This window comes from Marinimicrobium sp. C6131 (genome assembly GCF_026153455.1).
Classification (GTDB): domain Bacteria; phylum Pseudomonadota; class Gammaproteobacteria; order Pseudomonadales; family Cellvibrionaceae; genus Marinimicrobium.
In genome coordinates, this window is the sequence record NZ_CP110629.1 from 1,254,254 (window position 1) to 1,274,246 (window position 19,993).

Below are 19,993 nucleotides of genomic sequence, written 5' to 3' on the forward strand. Positions count from 1 at the left end.
CTCCCCGTCAGGCTACAGGCTCAAGTCCCGATTGCTGGCGGCAATGAAGGCCTTTTTGAGGTCTTCGTAGTTATGGACCGCGGGGAACTGGGGGAACTCGTCAATGACATTCTGCGGTGCATGGAACAGAATACCGGCATCCGCCTCACCCAACATGGTGGTGTCGTTGTAGGAATCACCCGCCGCAATAATACGATAGTACAGGGTTTTGAGCGCCAGCACAGACTGGCGCTTCGGGTCTCTCTGGCGCAGGGTATAATCCGCGACCTTACCGTTCTCATTCACCTGCAGACGATGGCACAGAAGCGTCGGAAAACCCAGTTGACGCATCAGCGGCTGGGAAAACTCGTAGAACGTATCCGACAGAATGATGACCTGGAAGCGTTCCCGCAGCCAGTCAACAAATTCGGGCGCGCCGTCCAGAGGCTTGAGTTTGGCGATGACCTCCTGGATTTCATTCAGACCCAGGCCATTTTCCTCCAGAATGCGCAGGCGCTGCTTCATCAGCACGTCATAGTCCGGAATATCCCGGGTGGTCGCTTTCAGCTCTTCAATCCCCGTAACCTTGGCAAACTCAATCCAGATTTCCGGAACCAGAACCCCTTCGAGGTCAAGACAGGCTATTTCCACAGTTACCCCCGCATATCATGAAAGTCGCCGGGACAGCGCCCGGAAAATGCCGGCAAATTTACCGGTTTGCCTGCGGAAACGCAACTTGCGCCACGTCTTTTAACGCCCCAGGCAAACGCCGGGTTTTCACGTGGAACATAGATCGGAAACATCTATAAAGCAGAAGGAAAAAGAATAAAAGTTATTGATAACCTGGTAACTTTTGACCATTCTGTGGTTTTTTTAAACAATATATAGCAAAAATACGGGAACCCGCTACAACATGCTGTGCATTTAAGCATCAAACCGATGAAACATTGATCAATGTTCCACGGAAAGAGTCCGCCATCATTCTGCCTGGAATTCAGGCGATACGGTGATGGAATAACCTCATAAAGTCTGGGTATTAGGAAGTTTTTTCGGCCTCTGGTATTCTTCTTCGCCTTGATCAGCCAACCCCAGCCATGGAATTATCAATGACGAGTGAACTGCTCAATACCGTCGACCTGGACGCCGAACTGCAAAAAGCGTCACCCCAGAAGATTCTCGAATTTGCCCTGAGCGAGTTTGACAACATCGTGGTCTCTTTCAGCGGCGCCGAGGATGTTGTTCTGGTGCACATGGCCCATCAGATTCGCCCGGACATCAAAGTGTTCGTGCTGGATACCGGCCGCCTGCACGCCGAAACCTACCGCTTTATCGAGCGGGTACGGGAGCACTACAAAGTGGACATTGATGTCCTGTCGCCGGATGGCGAGGCAATACGGAAGCTGGTGCGTGAAAAAGGGCTCTTCAGCTTTTATCAGGATGGCCATCAGGAATGCTGTGGTATTCGCAAAATCGGTCCCTTGCGTAAAAAGCTGCTGGAGGTGGATGCCTGGATTACCGGGCAGCGCAAAGACCAGAGTCCGGGTACCCGTGACGGTATTCCGGTGATTCAGGACGACAAGCTGTTTGCCCGACCCGGCGAGCGTCTGGTGAAATTCAATCCGCTGGCCAACTGGAGTTCCCAGCAGGTCTGGGACTATATTCGGGCCATGGAAATTCCTTACAACGAACTGCACGATCGCGGCTATGTCTCCATCGGTTGCGAACCTTGCACTCGCCCGATCGGCCCCGGCCAACATGAGCGCGAGGGCCGCTGGTGGTGGGAGGAATCAACCAAGAAAGAGTGCGGACTGCACGCGGACAACGTCAAGTCTTGAGGCGTCGTTGGCCCGGGCGGCAGAACGCCAGGAGGTAAAATCATGACCATCACGCTGGTGAAAAAGATACTCAAAGACGGGTCGCCCTGCGCGAAGTGCGCGGACGTTCTTCAGAAGCTGGAAGAGAGCGGCCATATGAGCCGCATCGACGATATTCTGGTGGCCGACGAACGCGATCCGAACAGCCCCGGCATGCAACTGGCCCGGCAATATCAGGTCGACCGGGCCCCCTTTTTTCTGGTCGACCGTGAGGATGGTCAAGACCCGGCAATTTATACGGTGTACCTGAAATTTGTCCGGGAGGTGTTGGAGCAGGAAGCGTCAGAGTCGGACGAGCTGAAAGAGATCATGAAGGACAATCCGGATCTGGATTTTCTGTAAGGTGACACAACCCCACCGGGGTGGTCGACGTCACCTTACTTGCCGTAGGGTGGCATAAGGCCGAAGGCCGTCATCCACCATTTGAAGGTCATCCAGCACAGCAAACGGTGGATGGCACGCTAAGCGCTGATCCACCCTACCCGGCTACGGCGTTGGGCAGGAGATACCAGTACCACCCAACCCGCAATAACCGCCCGGGTTTTTGGCCAGGTATTGCTGGTGGTAGGGTTCGGCATAGTAAAAGGGGCCGGCGGGCTGTATTTCTGTGGTGATTTCTCCCCTTCCCCGTTCTTCAAGCGCGGCCTGATACCGATCCCGACTCTGTTCCGCCGCCGCTTGCTGCGTGGCGTTCTGGGTGTAGATACCGGACCGGTACTGGGTGCCTCGATCATTGCCCTGGCGCATGCCCTGGGTTGGATCGTGATTTTCCCAGAAGGTTTTGAGGATGCTGTTCAGCGGCGCGACGGTGGGATCGAATACGACCAGGACGACTTCGTTGTGACCGGTATAGCCGGAACAGACTTCTTCGTAGGTGGGGTTGGGGGTATAACCGGCGGCGTAGCCCACGGCGGTGGTGTAGACGCCGGGCAGTTGCCAGAAGCAGCGCTCGGCGCCCCAGAAGCAGCCCATGCCGACGACGATCTGTTCAAGCCCTTCCGGGAATGGCGGCTGCAATGGCGTGCCTTTGACAAAGTGTTTGGCGTTGTCGCCTTCGAGTCTCATCGCCTCATCACGTCCTTTCAAGGCCTGATCCCGCGTGGGCATTTCCAGCTTTCTCGTACCAAAGAACATTTGATTTGCCCCGTTTTGGAAGTTGCTGAGGAGTTTGCGTAACGTCCGGGAGCTACGAGGTGGGTTGATTGCAGACCCGCCGTGAATACATCCCTGTAGGCTTCTCGTCGGCTCCCTGCCTCCGAGAGTCTGCAATCAACCCACCTCGCATCTCCCTCAGTGCCAATATCACCTGCGTTCAAGTACCCCAAATGTTGCTAATCCCTCGGAGGCGGCTGTCCCTATGACCTTCGGAGACTCTCGGAGACATGGATGTCGACGAGAAGCCCCCATGGATGGGTTCACGGCGGGTCTCCGAAGGTCATAGGGGCAGCCGCCGGGCGTTCAAACAACGTCCGGGGTCGTTAAAACCAGCGCTGGTTATTGGAACGCTGCCACCAGCGTAACAGAAGACGATCGACCGCACCCTCGGTGGCCATACCGAGCTTTTCCGGGAGCGACTTCTTGTGCACAAAACTGACCTCAAATACATCGGACTTTTCGGCCAACTGTACCAGATACTCATCACTGGTTTTCAGCTCATCAATCAGCTTCACCGACTGCGCGCGACGACCAAACCATATCTCCCCGGTGGCCACCTTATCGATCTCCACCTGAGGGCGGTGCTCCGAGACAAACTCCTTGAACAGAACGTGGGTATCCTCGAGATCCTCCACAAACTTGTCCCGGCCCTTTTTGGTGTTTTCACCGAACATGGTGACGGTACGCTTGTACTCGCCTGCGGTAAACATCTCAAAATCGATGTTGTTCTTTTTCAGCAGTTTATGAAAGTTCGGCAACTGGGCCACCACCCCGATTGAGCCCAATACGGCGAAGGGTGCCGCCAGAATCCGGTCCGCCACACAGGCCATCATATAGCCCCCACTGGCTGCCACCTTGTCAACGCAGACGGTCAGGGGAATATGGCGGTCGCGAATCCGGGCCAGCTGACTGGCGGCCAGGCCGTAACTGTGTACCAGCCCACCACCACTTTCCAGTTTGACTACCACTTCGTCGGCGGGCCTGGCCAGGCTTAACACGGCGGTGATTTCTTCGCGTAGGCTGTCGGTGGCAGAGGCCTTGATATCGCCGTTGAAGTCCAGCACAAAAACCCGTTTTGTGTCGGAATCCGCCGGTTTTTCGTCGGATTTGGCACCGGTTTTGAGTGCTTTCTTTTTCTTTGTCTGTTCAGCCTTTTCCCGCTTCTTTTCGGCCTTGGCGTCCGCCTTTCGCGTTGCCTCATCCAGCGCGACCTGCTTCAGGGCATGGGTCATGTGTTTGAAGCGGTCGTTCAGTTTGACCACCTCGACGTGCCCCTTGTCGGCTTTTTTACGGTTCTTGCTGCCGGCGGTTGCCACCAGTCCCACCACAAAGCCGATGGCAATCACGACGGTGACGACTTTGGCCAGAAACAGCCCATATTCATTGATAAATTCCAAAGCTTCACTCCGTTATTTGGTGATGTTCTTCTACGTTTGCTCTCGGGTACCGGCGCCTTCAATCCCAGACAGACAGCGCCTGACGGGCCGGCTCATTCAAGGGTCTCGCCAGCAATCCCGACGATGACAGACGAACTTCGAACAGGGCGTTGTCGGCCATGGGCACAAACGTCGCGCTGCCGTAGCGGGCATCGACGACCGGGAACCAATCGGGATGTCGATGGATCAGCGCCCAGACATCCGGGCCCCAGGTTCGATGCTCCAGGCTGTATACGGTGCGTTCGGCATTGCGCTCATCATTCAGCGTGTAGTATCGGCCACTGAGACGATCCAGCCGATAGCCGGGCTTGATACCCAAACCGCCCAAGAAACCTTGCCATTTGATGACACGCGCGTCCAGTTGCCACTGATCGCCGCGCAATTCGAACGTCTCCTCTTCGCCACTACTGTGCACCAGGGTCGCCTTGAATCGCTGGTCGCCAAGTTGTCTGAGGCTCAATGTCGCGACGGGCTCCTCCTGCGCCATCTGTCGATAGCTGAACAGGTCCAGAGCCGCCAGGGCCAACATCAAGGCGAGCACCAACAGGCCCAGCCCGACAAGGCCACGCAAAAATCCCATCAGCCAATGCCGACGAGCCAGAAGACGCAGGGCGGCATAGACCAGCATCAGTCCAAGCAGGATGATGACTATTGAAAAGATCGTGTAGAACATGCAAATTCCTTTATCTCAGGAGCACTTATTGTGCTGCTGTGCGACAAAATCCGCAATCAACTGCCCGGCAATGGTCTGCGGGGGCGGCGTGACCGGCAGGTTGTCGTAGCGCCACCAATTGGCTTCCACGATTTCATCGCCGTCCACCTGAATATCCCCCGAGTCATACTCGGCGTGAAAGCCCAGCATCAACTGTCCCGGAAACGGCCAAGGCTGGCTGGCGAAGTAGCGGGGAGCCTTGATGGTCAGCCCCACCTCCTCCATCACTTCACGGTGTACGGTGTCTTCGACGCGCTCGCCGATCTCGACAAAACCGGCCAGTGCCGTGTGAATTCCCTGGCGCGAGCGGGCGTGACGGGCCAACAGGCAGTGATCACCACGGGTCACCAGAGTGATCATGCAGGGGCTGAGGCGGGGGTAAAAACGCAGCTCGCAGCGCGGGCACCGGTGGGCGGGCTCTCCGGCCGGCATGGGTTCGGTCGGGCCGCCACAGCGTCCACAAAAGCGGTGCTCCAATCGCCACCGTGACCACTGCAGCGCATTCCCCACCAGGAAAAACAGCTGGTCGTCCAGCAGGCCCAACTGCGTACGCAGGCTCAGCCACTGGCAGCCTTCTATGGTCTGGGAGTCGACAAGGTGCAGAGCGTACAGCGAAACCGCATTCCAGTGGCCGAGAAAATCGCGGTCCGCTGTCGCCAACCAGGGTTCCGCTTCCGCCTCATCCAGCAACCTCAGCCGACCGGATTGGTCGCACAGGACATGTCCTTCCCCGACCAGCAAGTACCGGCGGGAATGCCCGGGTTGAGAGTCAATCACCACCTCAACTCACCGGGTAGCCCAGCGCGGCCAGGCTTTCCTCGGCAACCTGGAGAACACTGTCATCGGTATTCCGATCCTGGCGCAGACTGTCGATATAGTACTCAAGACTGATGATCGCATCCGCGAAATTTTCCAGCATATGCCGAACAGCCGCCGGCTGCTCGCTTTTAAGCAAGGACTCTTCAATGAACTGCGAACAGGAGTGCAGCACGGCCGCCGATCGTGGACGGTTGAGCAGGATCATGCCGCCGCGGATGGTGTTCAGGGTAGTGGCCACATTTTTGATATGCCCGACATCGTAATTTGATTCAGCGTAGGAGGTCAGTGCCCGCTTGATCATGGCCAGCCCGGATTCAGCCTCTTCCAACACCAGTTCTTCCGCTTCGGCGAGCTGGCTGTTGGCAATGATTTCGTCGCGGGATGTGGCGTTCAGCTTTGCCAGTCGTTCGTCGGAGAGATTCATTTTGCCCAGGCCGGACACGGAACTTTCTATATACAACAGCGTGTCGGCGACGGCGAGCAGTTCCTCCGGGTCGATGGTCTCGTCGGATTTCTGCCAGCGTTGAATCTTCTGGATTTCTTCTTTCAGGCTGTTACTGGGTGATATCAGCCCCACCACAGACAGAATGTCGGCCACTTTCTTGAGGGTTTCCAGCAGTTCCGGGCTCTCTCTCAACAGTTCGGTGCCGCCCTGGGCCGCCCGTTCGAGAATGTTTTTGGTACTGCGCAATTCGTCTTTCAGGACCGCGCCCATGGAGTTGATGGTGGCAGCACTTGGCCCTTTCAGAAACTCCAACTCCCGCACCAGTTCCGCATCGGTGTAAGGAAGCGGCTCCAGCCCGTAAGCTTTGACCACCGCATCAGTGCGGGCGCCGTTAGCCCGTGACAGGGCAATCAGATACAGCATTTCCTTAAGCAGCGCGGGCTCCGGGGCCAGCTCAAGCCCCTCGCGGCCGGCGGTCTGAAGCTGTTTGATGTGACGATCCAGCACACTGAACAGGCGCTTGCGACCGACACTGATGTCCATGTTGGTGGCCCGCAGCGCCTCGAACATGGCCGCGGCCACCCACCACAGACCCGCCCGGGGCCGGCCGTGGCTGATTGACTCGAGCCGCTCCATCGCTCGCCCCATCATACCCAGAGAGGCACGTTGTTGTTTGTTTTGAAGCAGGTTGACCAGGCCCACCTGATACATGTGTCGCAGCCGACGTACCAGTGGTGGCAGATCTTCCCCAAGGACGGTACTGCTCTGCCCCTTACCCGAATAGATCGGTTCGGGCTCAAGCGAGTAAAAGTAGCTCTCTGGCAAAGGCGGAGCCTTGCGAAGCTGGCGCAACTCGTTGATATGAGGAATAAGGAGCACGGCCATGCTGCGGGAGGTCTGCAGGCAGTACTCCAGGTAGCGCGGCAAGATGAAAAAAGCGGACGTCAGCACATCCAGTTTGCGATTGGTGTTCTGCTCTTCCCCCAGCGGTATATCCGTGATCTGTTCGACCAGCTCCTGGGCCAGCAAGTCAACGCCGCGCAGTTGCAGGAGGTTCAGCGTACCGCTGATCTGTTTGATACCATCGATGCAATTCTGGAGGAGTTCCCCATTATTGCGATCGGCGGCAAACTCCTCCAGCCGGGCGGCGGCCTGCTCAATGGTGGCGACCAACTGATCCTGAACCAGCTTCAGGGAATTGAGGTTGACGTTTTCAGTGCTGCTCACTGCCGCTACCTTTTCTTGTCATGATTCCAGCCCGTGTCCCCCAACGACCTTTGTGAGTCCATCAGACCCCGCCCGGGAGGCGCTTTTCGGGAAAACAGCGCTCTACGTGCTCTCGTTTTATGGGAAACAATGTAACCCAAGTCCCCCTATTTTTCACACAAATTTGAACAAAGCAACGTAAGCCACTAAGAAATCAGCCAATTTGGGACTTTGGTCAATCTTGCCAGAGCACTTGCCCGGCACTTTTCTCGATCACCTCAAGCTTCGCGCGGTGGGCGGCCAACTCCTCATCATTGGCACGAATGACCGGTGTCGGCGTCCGTTGCGCGGACAGGGGGCGCCGCTCCTGACCGGAACTGTCATTACCGCTGCCCGCCGATGAACTCCCTCCCAGTGACAGGGCCGTCTGCCCCCCGGTCATCAACAGATAGACGTCGGCCAGGATCTCGGCATCCAGCAGCGCTCCGTGCAGTTCGCGCTGGGTATTGTCAACGCCGTAGCGCTTGCACAGCGCATCCAGATTGTTTTTCTGTCCAGGGTGTTTGCTTCGGGCGAGCACCAGACTGTCCACCACACCACAGCGGCGGGTGATGGAGCCATACCGGGCATTCCACTGCCTGAGTTCGTGATCGATAAAGCCGATATCGAACGGCGCATTGTGAATGACAAGTTCGGCGCCATCGACAAAGGCCAGGAAGTCCTCAACAATCTGGGCAAAAACCGGCTTGTCTGCCAGCATCTCATTGGTGATGCCGTGCACTTCCATGGCGCCCGCATCCACCTCCCGCTCCGGGTTGATGTACTGATGGTAGTGGCGCCCCGTGAGCTTCCGGTTGACCAGTTCCACACACCCGATTTCGATGATTTTGTGTCCCTGGGAGGGATCGAGCCCCGTGGTTTCGGTGTCCAGTACGATCTGTCGCACAATCAGTTCCTCAATTCGTCAATGCCGCGGTTGGCCAGTTGGTCCGCCAGCTCATTCTCCCGGTGACCACTGTGCCCCTTGACCCAGTGCCAGTCAATTCGATGGGTTTGCACCGCCTCGTCCAGAGCCCGCCACAGATCGACATTTTTCACCGGCTTTTTCTGCGAGGTTTTCCAGCCGTTGCGCTTCCAGCCGGCCATCCACTCACTGATGCCCTTGCGCACGTACTGGGAGTCGGTGGTCAAAACCACTTCACAGGGCTCCTTGAGCGCTCCCAGCGCCTCAATCGCCGCGCGCAGCTCCATCCGGTTGTTGGTCGTATCGGCTTCGCCGCCGTACAGGCTTTTCTCCTGACCATTGAAGCGCAGCAATGCGCCCCAGCCTCCGGGCCCCGGATTACCCCGACAGGCACCGTCCGTAAATATCTCGACTTTTTTCAAACTATCACCAGCAATTCATTGATTTTCAATACTTTTGATCTTTCCTCATGGGCTGAACGCCCAACCCCGGCAGTGATGAAGGGCGCCTCTCCCAACTGGGTTTGACAGGAATCGCTCCACCCAGCTCTTTGCAGGCCACGACCTGATAGAAGGCCCCGCCGGGCAAGTGCAGGGTTTTACCCCAGCGGTCACACCATTGCAAACGGCGCAGCGTGCCCGGATGTTGCACTGGCAGACGATAAAACCCGCGCTGGATGCTATCCGGCTCCAGATCCAGCAACTGCAGCCAATCCAACAAACGCCCGAGCCTCAGTGGCTGATGCCGCCAGAGGGCATGGCGGCTGAACAGCCGGGTAAAATAGCGCGTCAGACCGAAGCCACTCCAGGGATTGAACCCGACGACGACCAGGTATCCCCGGGGAATCAGCACCCGCTGGGCCTCACGCAACAACTGGTGTGGCGTCGGGCTGAAATCCAGGGCGTGGTGCAGCACCACCAGATCGACGGACCCGCTGGCCAGTGGTAACTGGCGGGGATCCGCAATCAGCGACGACAGGGGGGCAGCCCCCGCATTATCGAGCGCTACCGTCACGCGATGAGTGATACGACTGCTGCCCGTGATATCCAGAGCGGGATCAACACTGATCTGCAACAGATGGTAGCCAAACAGGTCCTGCAACACGCCATCCAGAGCGACCTGCTCGGCCGCCAACAGCGCCCGGCCCAGCGGAGTGTCGAGCCAGGCCGCCATTTCCCGGGCAGACTGATCCGCCAGCGGCACGCCAAAACGCTGGCGCCGCCAGGCTCGAATCCGGCTCAGGAACTTGTCTGACGTCATAAGTACTCGCCCCACTCGGCGGTTGCGCAGGTATCCGCTAAGCTGAGAGTATACTCGCTTAACCCCATGAAAACAGGAGCCTTTAATGCGCGAACCCATCGGTATTCCCGCCCTGGACAGCAACTATTTCTGGTTGTTGCCGGTGGGCGATGCCCCGGAGTGCCAGGCGGGCGACGTATATCTTGTTGACCCCGGTGACGCCGGGCCCGTGCTACGGACATTGCAGCGGGAGAATCTCACTTTGCGGGGTATTCTGATCACTCACCACCATTGGGATCATACCGACGGACTTGACGGGGTGCTGGCCCGCCTGAGCGTCCCGGTGTATGGACCGGACTCGGTTCCCCAGGTGGATCACGTTGTGAAGGATGGTGATCGGCTCGAACTCCCGGGACTGGCCGTCTCGGTAATGGCGGTACCCGGTCACACGTTGGACCACCTCGCCTACTTCCAGCCTGCAGCCAACGACGCGCCTCCGAGACTGTTCTGCGGCGATGCGCTGTTTGCGGCGGGCTGCGGCCGCCTGTTTGAAGGAACCCCGGCTCAGGCTCAGGCATCCCTGGACAAGCTGAGCGCCCTGCCCGACCAGACCCGGATTTATTGTGCCCACGAATACACCCAGACCAATCTGCGATTTGCCCTGTCTGTGGAGCCGGACAATCTGGCCGTGCGCCAGCGCCTGGGCGACGTCGATAAGCTGAGAGCGCGCAAACTGCCCACCCTGCCCAGTGAACTCGCCCTGGAACGGACGACCAATCCTTACCTGCGTACAGAGGACCCGGCCCTGCTGAACGCACTGCAGTTGCCCCTCGATACCGAACGGTCAGAGGTCTTTGCCGAGCTTCGCGCCCGGAAAGACCGGTTTCTTTAGCCCCCAGAGGATGCAGGATGAACCGGGTGCCACTCTGCTCCGGCGTTCCTTGACGCCCCCGGTGAGAGTCCCTAGAATCGCGAAAATCCGCGCCTGGCGAACGACGTCTGGCATCATTTGTCACCAGCACTTCGGTAATCAATGAATCGATTCAAGCGCCCTCTCGCCCTGGCCGTCAGCCTGATCAGCCTCGGTGGCTGCCAGGCCCTGAGCCCCTCGGAACCGTCCAGAACGGCGGATAGAAGCCGCCCCGTCATCGACGAGTCGCTATGCACCCTGGATCGGGAGCAACAGGCAACATTCGTGGTCTCGGATCAGGGCAACCTCTGGCCGCGTTTGCGCGCCGGGTATGGGTTGCCCGAGGTTGACCACCCGCGGATCGACACCTATGTTGATTGGTACGCCCGTCACCCTCACTACATGGAGCGCGTCATTGAGCGGGGGCAGCGGTTTCTCCACCACATTGCCAATGAGCTTGAAGCCGAAGGGATGCCACTCGAGCTCGCCCTCCTGCCAATCGTCGAAAGCGCTTTTGATCCGTTTGCCTACTCCCATGGACGAGCTTCCGGTATCTGGCAATTTGTCCCCGCCACTGGCCGGCAGTACGGACTCAAACAGAACTGGTGGTACGACGGGCGCCGCGATGTGGTCGCCTCCACCGATGCCGCCATTCGCTATCTCAAGTATCTCAACGAACTGTTTGATGGCGACTGGTTGCTCGCACTGGCGTCCTATAACACGGGTCAGGGTAACGTCATGCGCCGGATCCGCAGCAATGAGCGCCGGGGCAAACCGACCGACTTCTGGTCGCTGAACCTGCCCCGGGAAACCCGGGCCTATGTTCCGCAATTGCTGGCGCTTGCGAAAGTGATTGGGGAGCCGGAGCGATACAACCTTTCGCTCAATCCCGTTCCGGACGAACCCTACTTCCGGGTGGTCAATGTGGAGTCGCAGATCGATCTGGCGCAAGCGGCCGAGCTCGCAGAGCTGGACCTGGATGAGCTGTACCTGTTGAACGCCGGCTACAATCGCTGGGCGACGGATCCGGACGGCCCTCACCGGTTGCTGATTCCCGTTCAACACGAAGAAACCTTTCGCACCAACCTCGCCAGTATTCCGACCCGGGAACGCGTCGGCTGGGATCGCTACCGCGTGGTCAGTGGCGACTCATTGATCACGATCGCCCGTCGTTATCGAACCAGTGTCGACACGATCAAAAGCGTCAACCAATTGAGCAGCAACGTGATCCGGGCCGGCCAGACGCTGATGATTCCCACAGCCAAACATCCGGCCAACCGCTACGCGTTTAGCGCCGATCAGCGCCGCCAGCGGACCCAGAATCGCTCTCAGGGCAGTGAAGGCAGCACCAGGGTGGACTACAAAGTGCGCCCCGGGGACAGTTTCTGGACGATCGCCAAGCGCCACGGGATTACCGTCGGCGCTCTGACCAACTGGAATGGCATGGCACCGGGAGACACCCTTATGCCAGGCCAGACTCTGGTGATCTGGACTGAACAGGAAGGTCTGACCAGCAGTGCCCAGAGCGACCGTCGCTCAGTCGTACGCAAGGTGCACTACCGGGTACGCAAAGGTGACTCAATCGCCCGCATCGCCAGTCGTTTCAACCTGTCGGTCCAGGATATCCTGCGCTGGAATACGGTATCCGCGTCCAGTTATATTCATCCGGGCCAGTCCCTGACACTGTTTGTCGACGTCACCAATAACGCCTCTTTCTGAACAAACGGGTGTTTCGCACACAACAAAAAAACCGCCCTTCTGAGGCGGTTTTTTTGTTGTGTCTGACCGGCGGGCAAATGGCCCGCCATTTGATCAGCGTTCGACAGTGACGTCCTGACGCAGTTGTTCGCGATAGGCCAAATACTCTTGCTGACCCCGCATTTGCGCCAGGTTGCGGCGCAAAGACCGCTGCTCCTCTTCACTCAGTTCGCGCCACTCGCCATCCTGCGCTTGAGTCAGCACCACAACGGCATAGCCATTGCGGGTGGGTACACCGCTGACCACAGGCTCGCCTGAAGGCTTGGGCAGGGAAAACACATGCTGCACCAGGGAGCGGTCCAATTCGCTGGCGCGACGTTCGACACCTTCGGCGGTCTGGACCTCAAGCCCCGCCTCTTCCGCCACAGCGGAGAGCGACTGACCGGACGCAACCGCCTGGCGAAGCGCCTCACCCCGCTCAGCCAACAGAGACTGAATGCGCTCATTACGCAACTGCCGGGCAATCTGGTCCCGCACCTCTTCCAGTGGCTTGATGTAAGCCTCCTGGTGATCGGTTTTCTTGATGACGACCACCCGGTCATTCGCCAACTCAATCAGGTCACTGCTGTTATCACGCTCCAGAACTTCTTCTGAAAAAGCGGCTTCAACCACCGCCGTTTCCGCCGCAACACCTGAGCCACCGCTGCGACCAAACAGACCGGTATTCTCCAGAGGGAGGTTCAATTCCTCCGCAACCGACTGCAGGCTGTCCGCGTTGTATGACAGCTCGCCGAGGCGTTCCATCAGAGTGACGAACTCGTTCTCCGCTTCAACCCGCTTGAGCTGTTGGGCAATTCGCTCCCGTGCCTCTTCAAACGTCGTCTCTTCCGTGCCGCGCTCTTCGGTCACCGTGATCAAGTGCACTCCAGCGTCGGTCTCAACCGGCGCCGACACTTCGCCAACCTCAAGAGAATTTACGGCCACCATGAACGCTTCCGGCAACCCCTCGCCGGACACGAAACCCAGATCACCGCCCTGGCCGCTGGAGCCGAGGTCATCGGAATACTGTTCCGCCAGTTCTGCAAACGAAGCGCCTTCTTCCAGCGCAGCCTGCACTTCGGCAATCCGTTCGTCACTCGGATCTTCAAGCAGGATATGGGCAACGCGACGTTCCGCTTCCTGACTCTCCTGGGCGGACTGGTTCTGCTCGAACTGGTCACGCAACGTCTGCTCATCAATTTCGATGTCCGCCATCAGATTGGCGACACTCAGATCAATATAATCGACGGCCACCTGTTCGGGCTGGCGGAACTGGGGTTGATTGCTTTGATAGTACGCTTCGATATCGCTATCGGTCACCTCCACCTCGTCCGCGACCCGATCCCGGGTCAGGGTGGCGTACTGGAAGTCCCGGCTCTGGAAATTCAATGCGGCGAACCGCTCCAGTTCGTCCTGGGTCACGAAGCCGCTGGAGGCCACGCCGGAAGACAACTGGTTGAGCAACAGTTCCTGGCGAAGCAAGCTCTTGTACTGGGCGGGGGTATAGCCCATGGAGCGCAGTACCTGCTGGTAACGGTTCGGATCGAACTGGCCGTCCTCACCCGCGAATTGCGGGAAGCTCAGGATCAACTGATCCAACGTGCTTTCGCTGACGCCCATTCCCTGCTTACGGGCATGCTGGATCAGCACCTTGCGCTGAATCAGTGCCTCCACAGCAGGCTCACGCAAACGCTCATCGCTGACAAATTCGGAAGGAACGGAGTCGCCATACTGATTCAGAATCTGCTGGCGCTGGCGATAGATTTCCCGTGCCACCTCATTCTCGGTAATGGACTCGCCATCCACAGAGACCACTTCGCCAGAGCGACTGGAACCAGAGAACAGCGCCTCGGCACCGGACAAAGCGAAAATAATCACCAGGAAGCCGACCAGAATACCGGCTACCACACCCTTGGAGTTGTCGCGAATCGTCTGCAGCATTGTCTGCTCCTAGTCATATAAACCCGTTGGGACGATCGATTCCAACGCGCTTTCTTATCATCTTGCCCAAACCAGGGACTGAGCGAGTCGCTCTGGTTGAATAAAGAAAAGGCGCACCTCTATAGATGCGCCTCTTCATACCGCCGGGTGAGCTCCGACCCGTTTCTGGAGCAGTCACTCAATACTCAGAAACGGATCAATGAACGTTCCCGGCAATCACCGAAAACGCGCACAAGGCGCGTCAAAAACGCTTAGTTAACCGCGTCTTTCAGTGCCTTACCCGCTTTAAAGCTGGGCACCTTGGCTGCGGCGATCTGGATCTCGGCGCCGGTCTGTGGGTTGCGGCCGGTGCGCGCGGCACGCTCTTTCACAGCGAAGGTACCAAAACCGACCAGAACAACCTGATCACCCTTCTGCAGAGCACCAGTAATGTTGTCAACCATGGCGTCGAGCGCACGGCCGGCAGCAGCTTTAGGAATATCCGCAGATGCGGCGATGGCTTCAATCAGCTCGGATTTGTTCACACTTAACCCCTTTTGATTATTTGCTTCAGAAATCGATGGCGCAGGTTACTGTTCAAAGTCAGTATATGACTGTTCAAAACCCGCTCAGGTTACTACCCGCTCAGGCAAACACCATTAGCCTGAACAGTGAGTTGGCTAGGACAGCGATTCGCCCCCCGTGCCGCCTGCTTGGCGAATGAACTGCGATTTATACCAAGTGAGGTCAGGCGGGTCAAGAAGACAATGTTCGCTTTGTGCGATTACTTCTATGATTGAACGTTATTTGACCAAACCTGCCCAAAACCGGAGGCTAAAGCCTGGTTTTGTTACCCGGATGCCAGCCCTCAGGCTGGCCCGGTTGTTACCAATGGAAACCGCTATTTCAGATCAGTGTGTATTGATCCGGTTGCCGCAATCGTCCTGCTGAGCCTTTTTTTCGAGTGCCTGGTACTCCTCATCAGACAGTGGCTTGGGCATCGACTGCAGCGCGATCTGAAGTACGTCATCAATCCACTGTACCGGTTTGATGATGAGATCTTCCTTGATGTTGTCGGGAATTTCTTTCAGATCACGCTCATTTTCCTGCGGAATAATAACGGTCTTGATACCCCCACGATGGGCTGCAAGTAACTTCTCTTTCAACCCTCCGATTCGCAACACCTCACCCCTCAGGGTGATTTCACCCGTCATGGCGACGTCGGCTCGCACGGGAATACTCGTCAGTACCGAGACCAGCGCGGTGCACATGGCAATCCCGGCGCTCGGACCATCTTTCGGGGTTGCCCCTTCCGGCACGTGGATATGAATATCCACTTTCTCATGGTAATCCGGTGCGATTCCGAGCACTTGGGCACGCGACCGAACCACGGTGAGCGCTGCCTGAATGGACTCCTGCATGACATCGCCCAACGAGCCGGTTTTGATCACCCGACCTTTACCCTTGACCGCTGATGACTCGATCGTCAGAAGTTCGCCACCCACTTGCGTCCATGCCAGGCCGGTGACCTGACCAATCTGGTTTCGATCTTCCGCCCGGCCAAAGTCAAACTTGCGAACCCCCAGGTAATCCTCCAGCACTGCCGAATCCACCACGTCTTCCCGCAAGGTCTTGTCCTTCACATGGCGGGTGACCACCTTGCGGCACACTTTGGCAATTTCCCGCTCCAGTCCACGGACACCGGCCTCGCGAGTGTAATACCGCACGATATCCCGAATCGCCTCGTCGGCAATTTTCAATTCGCCTTCCTTGAGACCGTTGGACTTCATCTGCTTCGGAATCAGGTAACGAAGTGCAATATTGAGCTTTTCATCCTCGGTGTAACCCGGGATACGAATGACCTCCATGCGATCCAGCAGAGGGCCCGGAATATTCATGGAGTTGGACGTGCACACAAACATGACGTCCGACAGATCGTAATCCACTTCCAGATAGTGATCGTTAAAATGGCTGTTCTGTTCGGGGTCCAACACTTCCAGCAATGCGGACGCGGGATCACCCCGGTTGTCCATGCCCATCTTGTCGACTTCATCCAACAGAAACAGCGGGTTCTTTACCCCGACTTTGGCCATCTTCTGCACCAGTTTCCCGGGCAGAGAGCCAATATAGGTCCGACGATGGCCACGAATTTCCGCCTCATCCCGGACCCCACCCAGGGCCATACGGATGAACTTCCGGTTTGTGGCACGGGCAATGGACTCACCCAGCGACGTTTTACCCACGCCGGGAGGACCGACCAGGCACAGGATCGGACCCTTGATTTTGTTGACGCGCTTCTGGACCGCCAGGTATTCAAGAATCCGTTCCTTGACTTCCTCCAGACCAAAGTGATCTTTCTCCAGCACATCCTCCGCACGCTGCAAATCGTGACGAACCTTGCTGCGCTTTTTCCAGGGGACCTTCAGCATCCAGTCGATGTAGGCGCGCAATACCGACGCTTCCGCCGACATGGGAGACATCATGCGCAACTTGTTCAGCTCTGCGCGGGTTTTCTCCTCGGCTTCCTTGGGCATACCCACCTGCTCGATTTTTTTCTCGAGCTCGTCGATTTCGTTGCCCTCATCTCCCATATCGCCAAGCTCTTTCTGAATGGCTTTCATCTGTTCATTCAGATAATACTCGCGCTGGCTTTTCTCCATCTGCTGTTTGACGCGTCCGCGGATTTTTTTCTCGACCTGGAACAGATCGATTTCCGCCTCCATCAAACCCAGCAGATGCTCGATACGCTCGCGCACCGACACCATTTCCAGAATGGCCTGCTTCTGGCCAAGCTCAAGTGTCATATGGGCAGCCACGGTATCCGCCAGACGGCCGGGCTCGTCAATGCCACTGAGTGAGGTCATCACCTCCGAGGGTACTTTCTTGCTCAGCGTGACGTATTGTTCAAACTGGTTAATGGTGGAGTTGATCAGAGCGTCCGCCTGATGCCCCGTCAGAGTTTCCTCTTCCAGCAGGCTCACCCTGGCCCGAAAATGCTTGTCAATGACTTCAACATTTTCGATCGCGGCGCGTTCGCCGCCTTCGACCAGTACCTTGACCGTACCGTCGGGCAGCTTGAGAAGCTGCAGAATAGTGGCAACGGTGCCGACGCTGTACAGATCTTCGGCCTTGGGGTCATCGTCACCGGGATTTTTCTGGGCTACCAGCAACACTTGCTTGTCGCTCGACATGGCGCTTTCCAGCGCCTCGATGGACTTGTCACGGCCCACGAAAAGGGGGATCACCATGTGGGGATAGACCACTACGTCGCGCAGGGGCAACAGCGGAATATCACTGACTTGGGTGGGAATGGGCTTGTCTTGTTGATCCATCTGGGTCGGTCCTCATAGTGGAAGGCCTGAAACTGCTTGTCGCCAATTGGCTACACAGTAAAAGATTGGGGGCTACCCCGCCGGATTACAAGTTTTTGACGGTAAAAAACCGCAAAGAGCGCCCGTCAGGCGCTCTTTGCGGTTCCACCACGGTACTGCAACCGCTCTCAGTCGCCTTTGGCCACCTTCGCTGGCGCCTCGCTTTGCTCGTAGACCAACAAGGGCTCAGATTCTCCCTTGATGACGGACTCATCTACGATGACTTTCACGACACCCTCTTCAGAGGGAATCTTGTACATGGTATCGAGCAGCACCGCTTCCATGATCGAGCGCAATCCCCGGGCACCGGTTTTGCGGTCCATGGCTTTCTGCGCCACCGCTTCCAGAGCATCCCGGCGGAAGTCAATATCCACCCCTTCCATCTCGAACAGCCTCTGGTACTGCTTGGTCAGGGAGTTCTTCGGCTCGGTCAGGATCTCGATCAGCGCTTCTTTATCGAGCTCATCCAAAGTCGCTATCACGGGAAGACGACCGACAAACTCCGGAATCAGACCATACTGGACCAGATCCTCGGGCTCCAACTGGTGCAGAATTTCGCCAAACTTTCGCTTGTCATCCTTGCTTTTGACTTCCGCACCAAAACCGATTCCGCCTTTCTCGGACCGGTCACGAATCACTTTATCCAGACCGGCGAAGGCGCCACCACAGATAAACAGGATGTTTTTAGTGTCAACCTGAAGGAACTCCTGCTGCGGATGCTTTCGCCCGCCCTGAGGAGGCACCGAAGCCACGGTACCTTCGATCAACTTGAGCAGCGCCTGCTGGACACCCTCCCCCGACACATCGCGGGTGATGGACGGGTTGTCAGACTTGCGGGAAATCTTGTCAATCTCATCGATATACACGATCCCCTGCTGCGCCTTGTCGACGTCGTAATCACACTTCTGCAACAGTTTCTGAATGATGTTTTCGACGTCTTCACCGACGTAACCCGCCTCGGTTAACGTCGTGGCGTCGGCAATCGTAAAAGGTACATCAAGCAGGCGTGCCAGAGTTTCAGCCAGCAGGGTTTTACCGCTGCCAGTGGGCCCGACCAGCAGGATGTTGCTTTTGCCAAGCTCGATCGGGTCCTTGCCTTTATCGCCCATCCGCAAGCGCTTGTAGTGGTTGTATACCGCCACTGCGAGCACTTTCTTGGCACGTTTCTGGCCGATGACATATTCATCCAGAATCGATGAGATTTCGCTCGGCGTGGGCAGATGCTCGGAAGGCCCTTCGGCCGCCGCCTCCTGAATCTCCTCCCGGATGATGTCATTACACAGATCGACACACTCATCGCAGATGAACACCGAGGGGCCGGCGATCAGCTTGCGCACTTCGTGCTGGCTCTTACCGCAGAACGAGCAATACAGCAATTTGCCGTTCTTGTCGCCACTGTCTTTGGTGTGATCGGTCATTAAACCACTCCGTCTTAAACGCTTATAGGGGTAAAGATGCAACCTTTTACCCGGAATTTCAAGCTGGATTCGCCCGTTTGGCCTCCAGACTCAATGAAGTATACGTCCCGGGCTCCGTTTGGATGCCCGGACGTGCGGGTGCCGGATTATGCAGCGCCACCGCGGCGGCTGACCACACTGTCCACCAGGCCGTACTCGACCGACTTCTGGGCACTCATGAAGTTGTCCCGTTCGGTGTCCAGCGCAATCTTCTCCACCGACTGGCCGGTGTGGTAGGCCATCAGTTCATTCAGGCGCTCCCGGATGCTCAGGATTTCGCGCGCCTGAATATGGATGTCCGACGCCTGCCCCTGGGCTCCACCGCTGGGCTGGTGAATCATGACCCGGGAGTTGGGCAGACAGAACCGCTTGCCTTTGGCGCCGGCGGTCAACAGGAATGCGCCCATGCTGCATGCCTGACCGATACACATGGTGCTGACATCGGGCTTGATGAACTGCATGGTGTCGTAAATCGCCATACCGGCGGTCACCGACCCCCCCGGCGAGTTGATGTACAGATGAATATCCTTGTCGGGGTTCTCGGCTTCCAGGAACAGGAGCTGAGCCACCACCAGGTTCGCCATATAGTCTTCGACCTGCCCCACCAGGAAGATCACCCGCTCTTTGAGCAGTCGGGAGTAAATGTCGTAAGAGCGCTCTCCACGGGCGGTCTGCTCCACCACCATGGGAATCAAGCCGGATGCCATAACGTCAGGTACCTGTTTGGAAAAATCGTTCGACATAAAAACCGTATGTCCTTCTATTGACT

Annotated in this window: 18 protein-coding genes; 4 read left to right on the forward strand and 14 right to left on the reverse strand. The window is 57.3% G+C overall.

Annotation, left to right across the window (positions count from 1 at the left end):
- Positions 1 to 12: 12 nt before the first annotated feature.
- Positions 13 to 630 carry a bifunctional phosphoserine phosphatase/homoserine phosphotransferase ThrH gene (gene thrH / locus OOT55_RS05265; protein ID WP_265368088.1) on the reverse strand — a complete coding sequence of 206 codons (618 nt, stop codon included), beginning with the start codon at positions 628 to 630 and terminating at the stop codon, positions 13 to 15.
- A gap of 455 nt (positions 631 to 1,085) precedes the next feature.
- Between thrH and OOT55_RS05270 the strand changes: the two genes are divergently transcribed.
- Both OOT55_RS05270 and OOT55_RS05275 read left to right on the forward strand, forming a co-directional pair.
- A complete protein-coding gene (locus OOT55_RS05270; protein WP_265368089.1) occupies positions 1,086 to 1,814 on the forward strand; it encodes a phosphoadenylyl-sulfate reductase in 729 nt (242 codons plus the stop codon).
- A gap of 42 nt (positions 1,815 to 1,856) precedes the next feature.
- A complete protein-coding gene (locus OOT55_RS05275; protein WP_265368090.1) occupies positions 1,857 to 2,195 on the forward strand; it encodes a hypothetical protein in 339 nt (112 codons plus the stop codon).
- A gap of 144 nt (positions 2,196 to 2,339) precedes the next feature.
- Here OOT55_RS05275 and msrA read toward each other — a convergent pair whose 3' ends face one another.
- From msrA to OOT55_RS05315, 8 genes are all read right to left on the reverse strand, one after another.
- Complete coding sequence (gene msrA, locus OOT55_RS05280; protein WP_265368091.1) at positions 2,340 to 2,987, reverse strand: peptide-methionine (S)-S-oxide reductase MsrA; 648 nt, start codon at positions 2,985 to 2,987, stop codon at positions 2,340 to 2,342.
- 344 nt (positions 2,988 to 3,331) lie between these two features.
- Positions 3,332 to 4,405 carry a protease SohB gene (sohB, locus tag OOT55_RS05285; protein ID WP_265368092.1) on the reverse strand — a complete coding sequence of 358 codons (1,074 nt, stop codon included), beginning with the start codon at positions 4,403 to 4,405 and terminating at the stop codon, positions 3,332 to 3,334.
- A 58-nt stretch (positions 4,406 to 4,463) separates the two neighbouring features.
- Positions 4,464 to 5,117, reverse strand: coding sequence for a cation/multidrug efflux pump (locus tag OOT55_RS05290; protein WP_265368093.1), 654 nt, complete (start codon positions 5,115 to 5,117; stop codon positions 4,464 to 4,466).
- Positions 5,118 to 5,132: 15 nt separating this feature from the next.
- A complete protein-coding gene (nudC, locus tag OOT55_RS05295) occupies positions 5,133 to 5,933 on the reverse strand; it encodes an NAD(+) diphosphatase (RefSeq protein WP_265368094.1) in 801 nt (266 codons plus the stop codon).
- A 4-nt stretch (positions 5,934 to 5,937) separates the two neighbouring features.
- Complete coding sequence (locus tag OOT55_RS05300) at positions 5,938 to 7,647, reverse strand: pilus assembly protein (RefSeq protein WP_265368095.1); 1,710 nt, start codon at positions 7,645 to 7,647, stop codon at positions 5,938 to 5,940.
- Between the two features lie 214 nt (positions 7,648 to 7,861).
- Positions 7,862 to 8,572: a DNA polymerase III subunit epsilon gene (gene dnaQ / locus OOT55_RS05305; RefSeq protein WP_265368096.1), complete on the reverse strand. Its 711-nt coding sequence runs from the start codon at positions 8,570 to 8,572 to the stop codon at positions 7,862 to 7,864.
- A 2-nt stretch (positions 8,573 to 8,574) separates the two neighbouring features.
- Entirely contained in the window at positions 8,575 to 9,012 is a 438-nt protein-coding gene (rnhA, locus tag OOT55_RS05310; RefSeq protein WP_265368097.1) for a ribonuclease HI, read from the reverse strand.
- A gap of 25 nt (positions 9,013 to 9,037) precedes the next feature.
- Positions 9,038 to 9,850, reverse strand: a complete 813-nt coding sequence (locus OOT55_RS05315; RefSeq protein WP_265368098.1) for a class I SAM-dependent methyltransferase — start codon at positions 9,848 to 9,850, stop codon at positions 9,038 to 9,040.
- Positions 9,851 to 9,935: 85 nt separating this feature from the next.
- Between OOT55_RS05315 and gloB the strand changes: the two genes are divergently transcribed.
- Both gloB and OOT55_RS05325 read left to right on the forward strand, forming a co-directional pair.
- On the forward strand, positions 9,936 to 10,721 hold the full coding sequence (gloB, locus tag OOT55_RS05320; protein ID WP_265368099.1) for a hydroxyacylglutathione hydrolase: 786 nt from the start codon (positions 9,936 to 9,938) through the stop codon (positions 10,719 to 10,721).
- 141 nt (positions 10,722 to 10,862) lie between these two features.
- The gene (locus tag OOT55_RS05325; protein WP_265368100.1) at positions 10,863 to 12,458 is read left to right on the forward strand and encodes a lytic transglycosylase; all 1,596 of its coding nucleotides are present in this window, start codon (positions 10,863 to 10,865) and stop codon (positions 12,456 to 12,458) included.
- 93 nt (positions 12,459 to 12,551) lie between these two features.
- Here the strand turns inward: OOT55_RS05325 and OOT55_RS05330 are convergent, their stop codons facing one another.
- The 5 genes from OOT55_RS05330 to clpP all read right to left on the reverse strand — a co-directional run bounded on the left by OOT55_RS05330 (position 12,552) and on the right by clpP (position 19,967).
- Positions 12,552 to 14,417: a SurA N-terminal domain-containing protein gene (locus OOT55_RS05330; protein ID WP_265368101.1), complete on the reverse strand. Its 1,866-nt coding sequence runs from the start codon at positions 14,415 to 14,417 to the stop codon at positions 12,552 to 12,554.
- A gap of 251 nt (positions 14,418 to 14,668) precedes the next feature.
- Complete coding sequence (locus OOT55_RS05335) at positions 14,669 to 14,941, reverse strand: HU family DNA-binding protein (RefSeq protein WP_024460227.1); 273 nt, start codon at positions 14,939 to 14,941, stop codon at positions 14,669 to 14,671.
- 366 nt (positions 14,942 to 15,307) lie between these two features.
- Positions 15,308 to 17,728 (reverse strand): endopeptidase La, encoded by a 2,421-nt coding sequence (gene lon, locus OOT55_RS05340; RefSeq protein WP_265368102.1) that lies wholly within the window; start codon positions 17,726 to 17,728, stop codon positions 15,308 to 15,310.
- 167 nt (positions 17,729 to 17,895) lie between these two features.
- Positions 17,896 to 19,185, reverse strand: a complete 1,290-nt coding sequence (gene clpX, locus OOT55_RS05345; RefSeq protein WP_265368103.1) for an ATP-dependent Clp protease ATP-binding subunit ClpX — start codon at positions 19,183 to 19,185, stop codon at positions 17,896 to 17,898.
- Between the two features lie 146 nt (positions 19,186 to 19,331).
- Positions 19,332 to 19,967 carry an ATP-dependent Clp endopeptidase proteolytic subunit ClpP gene (gene clpP, locus OOT55_RS05350; protein ID WP_265368104.1) on the reverse strand — a complete coding sequence of 212 codons (636 nt, stop codon included), beginning with the start codon at positions 19,965 to 19,967 and terminating at the stop codon, positions 19,332 to 19,334.
- Positions 19,968 to 19,993 lie beyond the last annotated feature (26 nt).

Coding starts and splice junctions, on each gene's coding strand:
- OOT55_RS05315 (WP_265368098.1), bottom strand. CDS start 9,850: ATGACGTCAGACAAGTTCCTGAGCCGGATTCGAGCCTGGCGGCGCCAG.
- msrA (WP_265368091.1), bottom strand. CDS start 2,987: ATGTTCTTTGGTACGAGAAAGCTGGAAATGCCCACGCGGGATCAGGCC.
- gloB (WP_265368099.1), top strand. CDS start 9,936: ATGCGCGAACCCATCGGTATTCCCGCCCTGGACAGCAACTATTTCTGG.
- lon (WP_265368102.1), bottom strand. CDS start 17,728: ATGGATCAACAAGACAAGCCCATTCCCACCCAAGTCAGTGATATTCCG.
- OOT55_RS05270 (WP_265368089.1), top strand. CDS start 1,086: ATGACGAGTGAACTGCTCAATACCGTCGACCTGGACGCCGAACTGCAA.
- OOT55_RS05290 (WP_265368093.1), bottom strand. CDS start 5,117: ATGTTCTACACGATCTTTTCAATAGTCATCATCCTGCTTGGACTGATG.
- clpP (WP_265368104.1), bottom strand. CDS start 19,967: ATGTCGAACGATTTTTCCAAACAGGTACCTGACGTTATGGCATCCGGC.
- clpX (WP_265368103.1), bottom strand. CDS start 19,185: ATGACCGATCACACCAAAGACAGTGGCGACAAGAACGGCAAATTGCTG.
- OOT55_RS05275 (WP_265368090.1), top strand. CDS start 1,857: ATGACCATCACGCTGGTGAAAAAGATACTCAAAGACGGGTCGCCCTGC.
- OOT55_RS05330 (WP_265368101.1), bottom strand. CDS start 14,417: ATGCTGCAGACGATTCGCGACAACTCCAAGGGTGTGGTAGCCGGTATT.
- OOT55_RS05325 (WP_265368100.1), top strand. CDS start 10,863: ATGAATCGATTCAAGCGCCCTCTCGCCCTGGCCGTCAGCCTGATCAGC.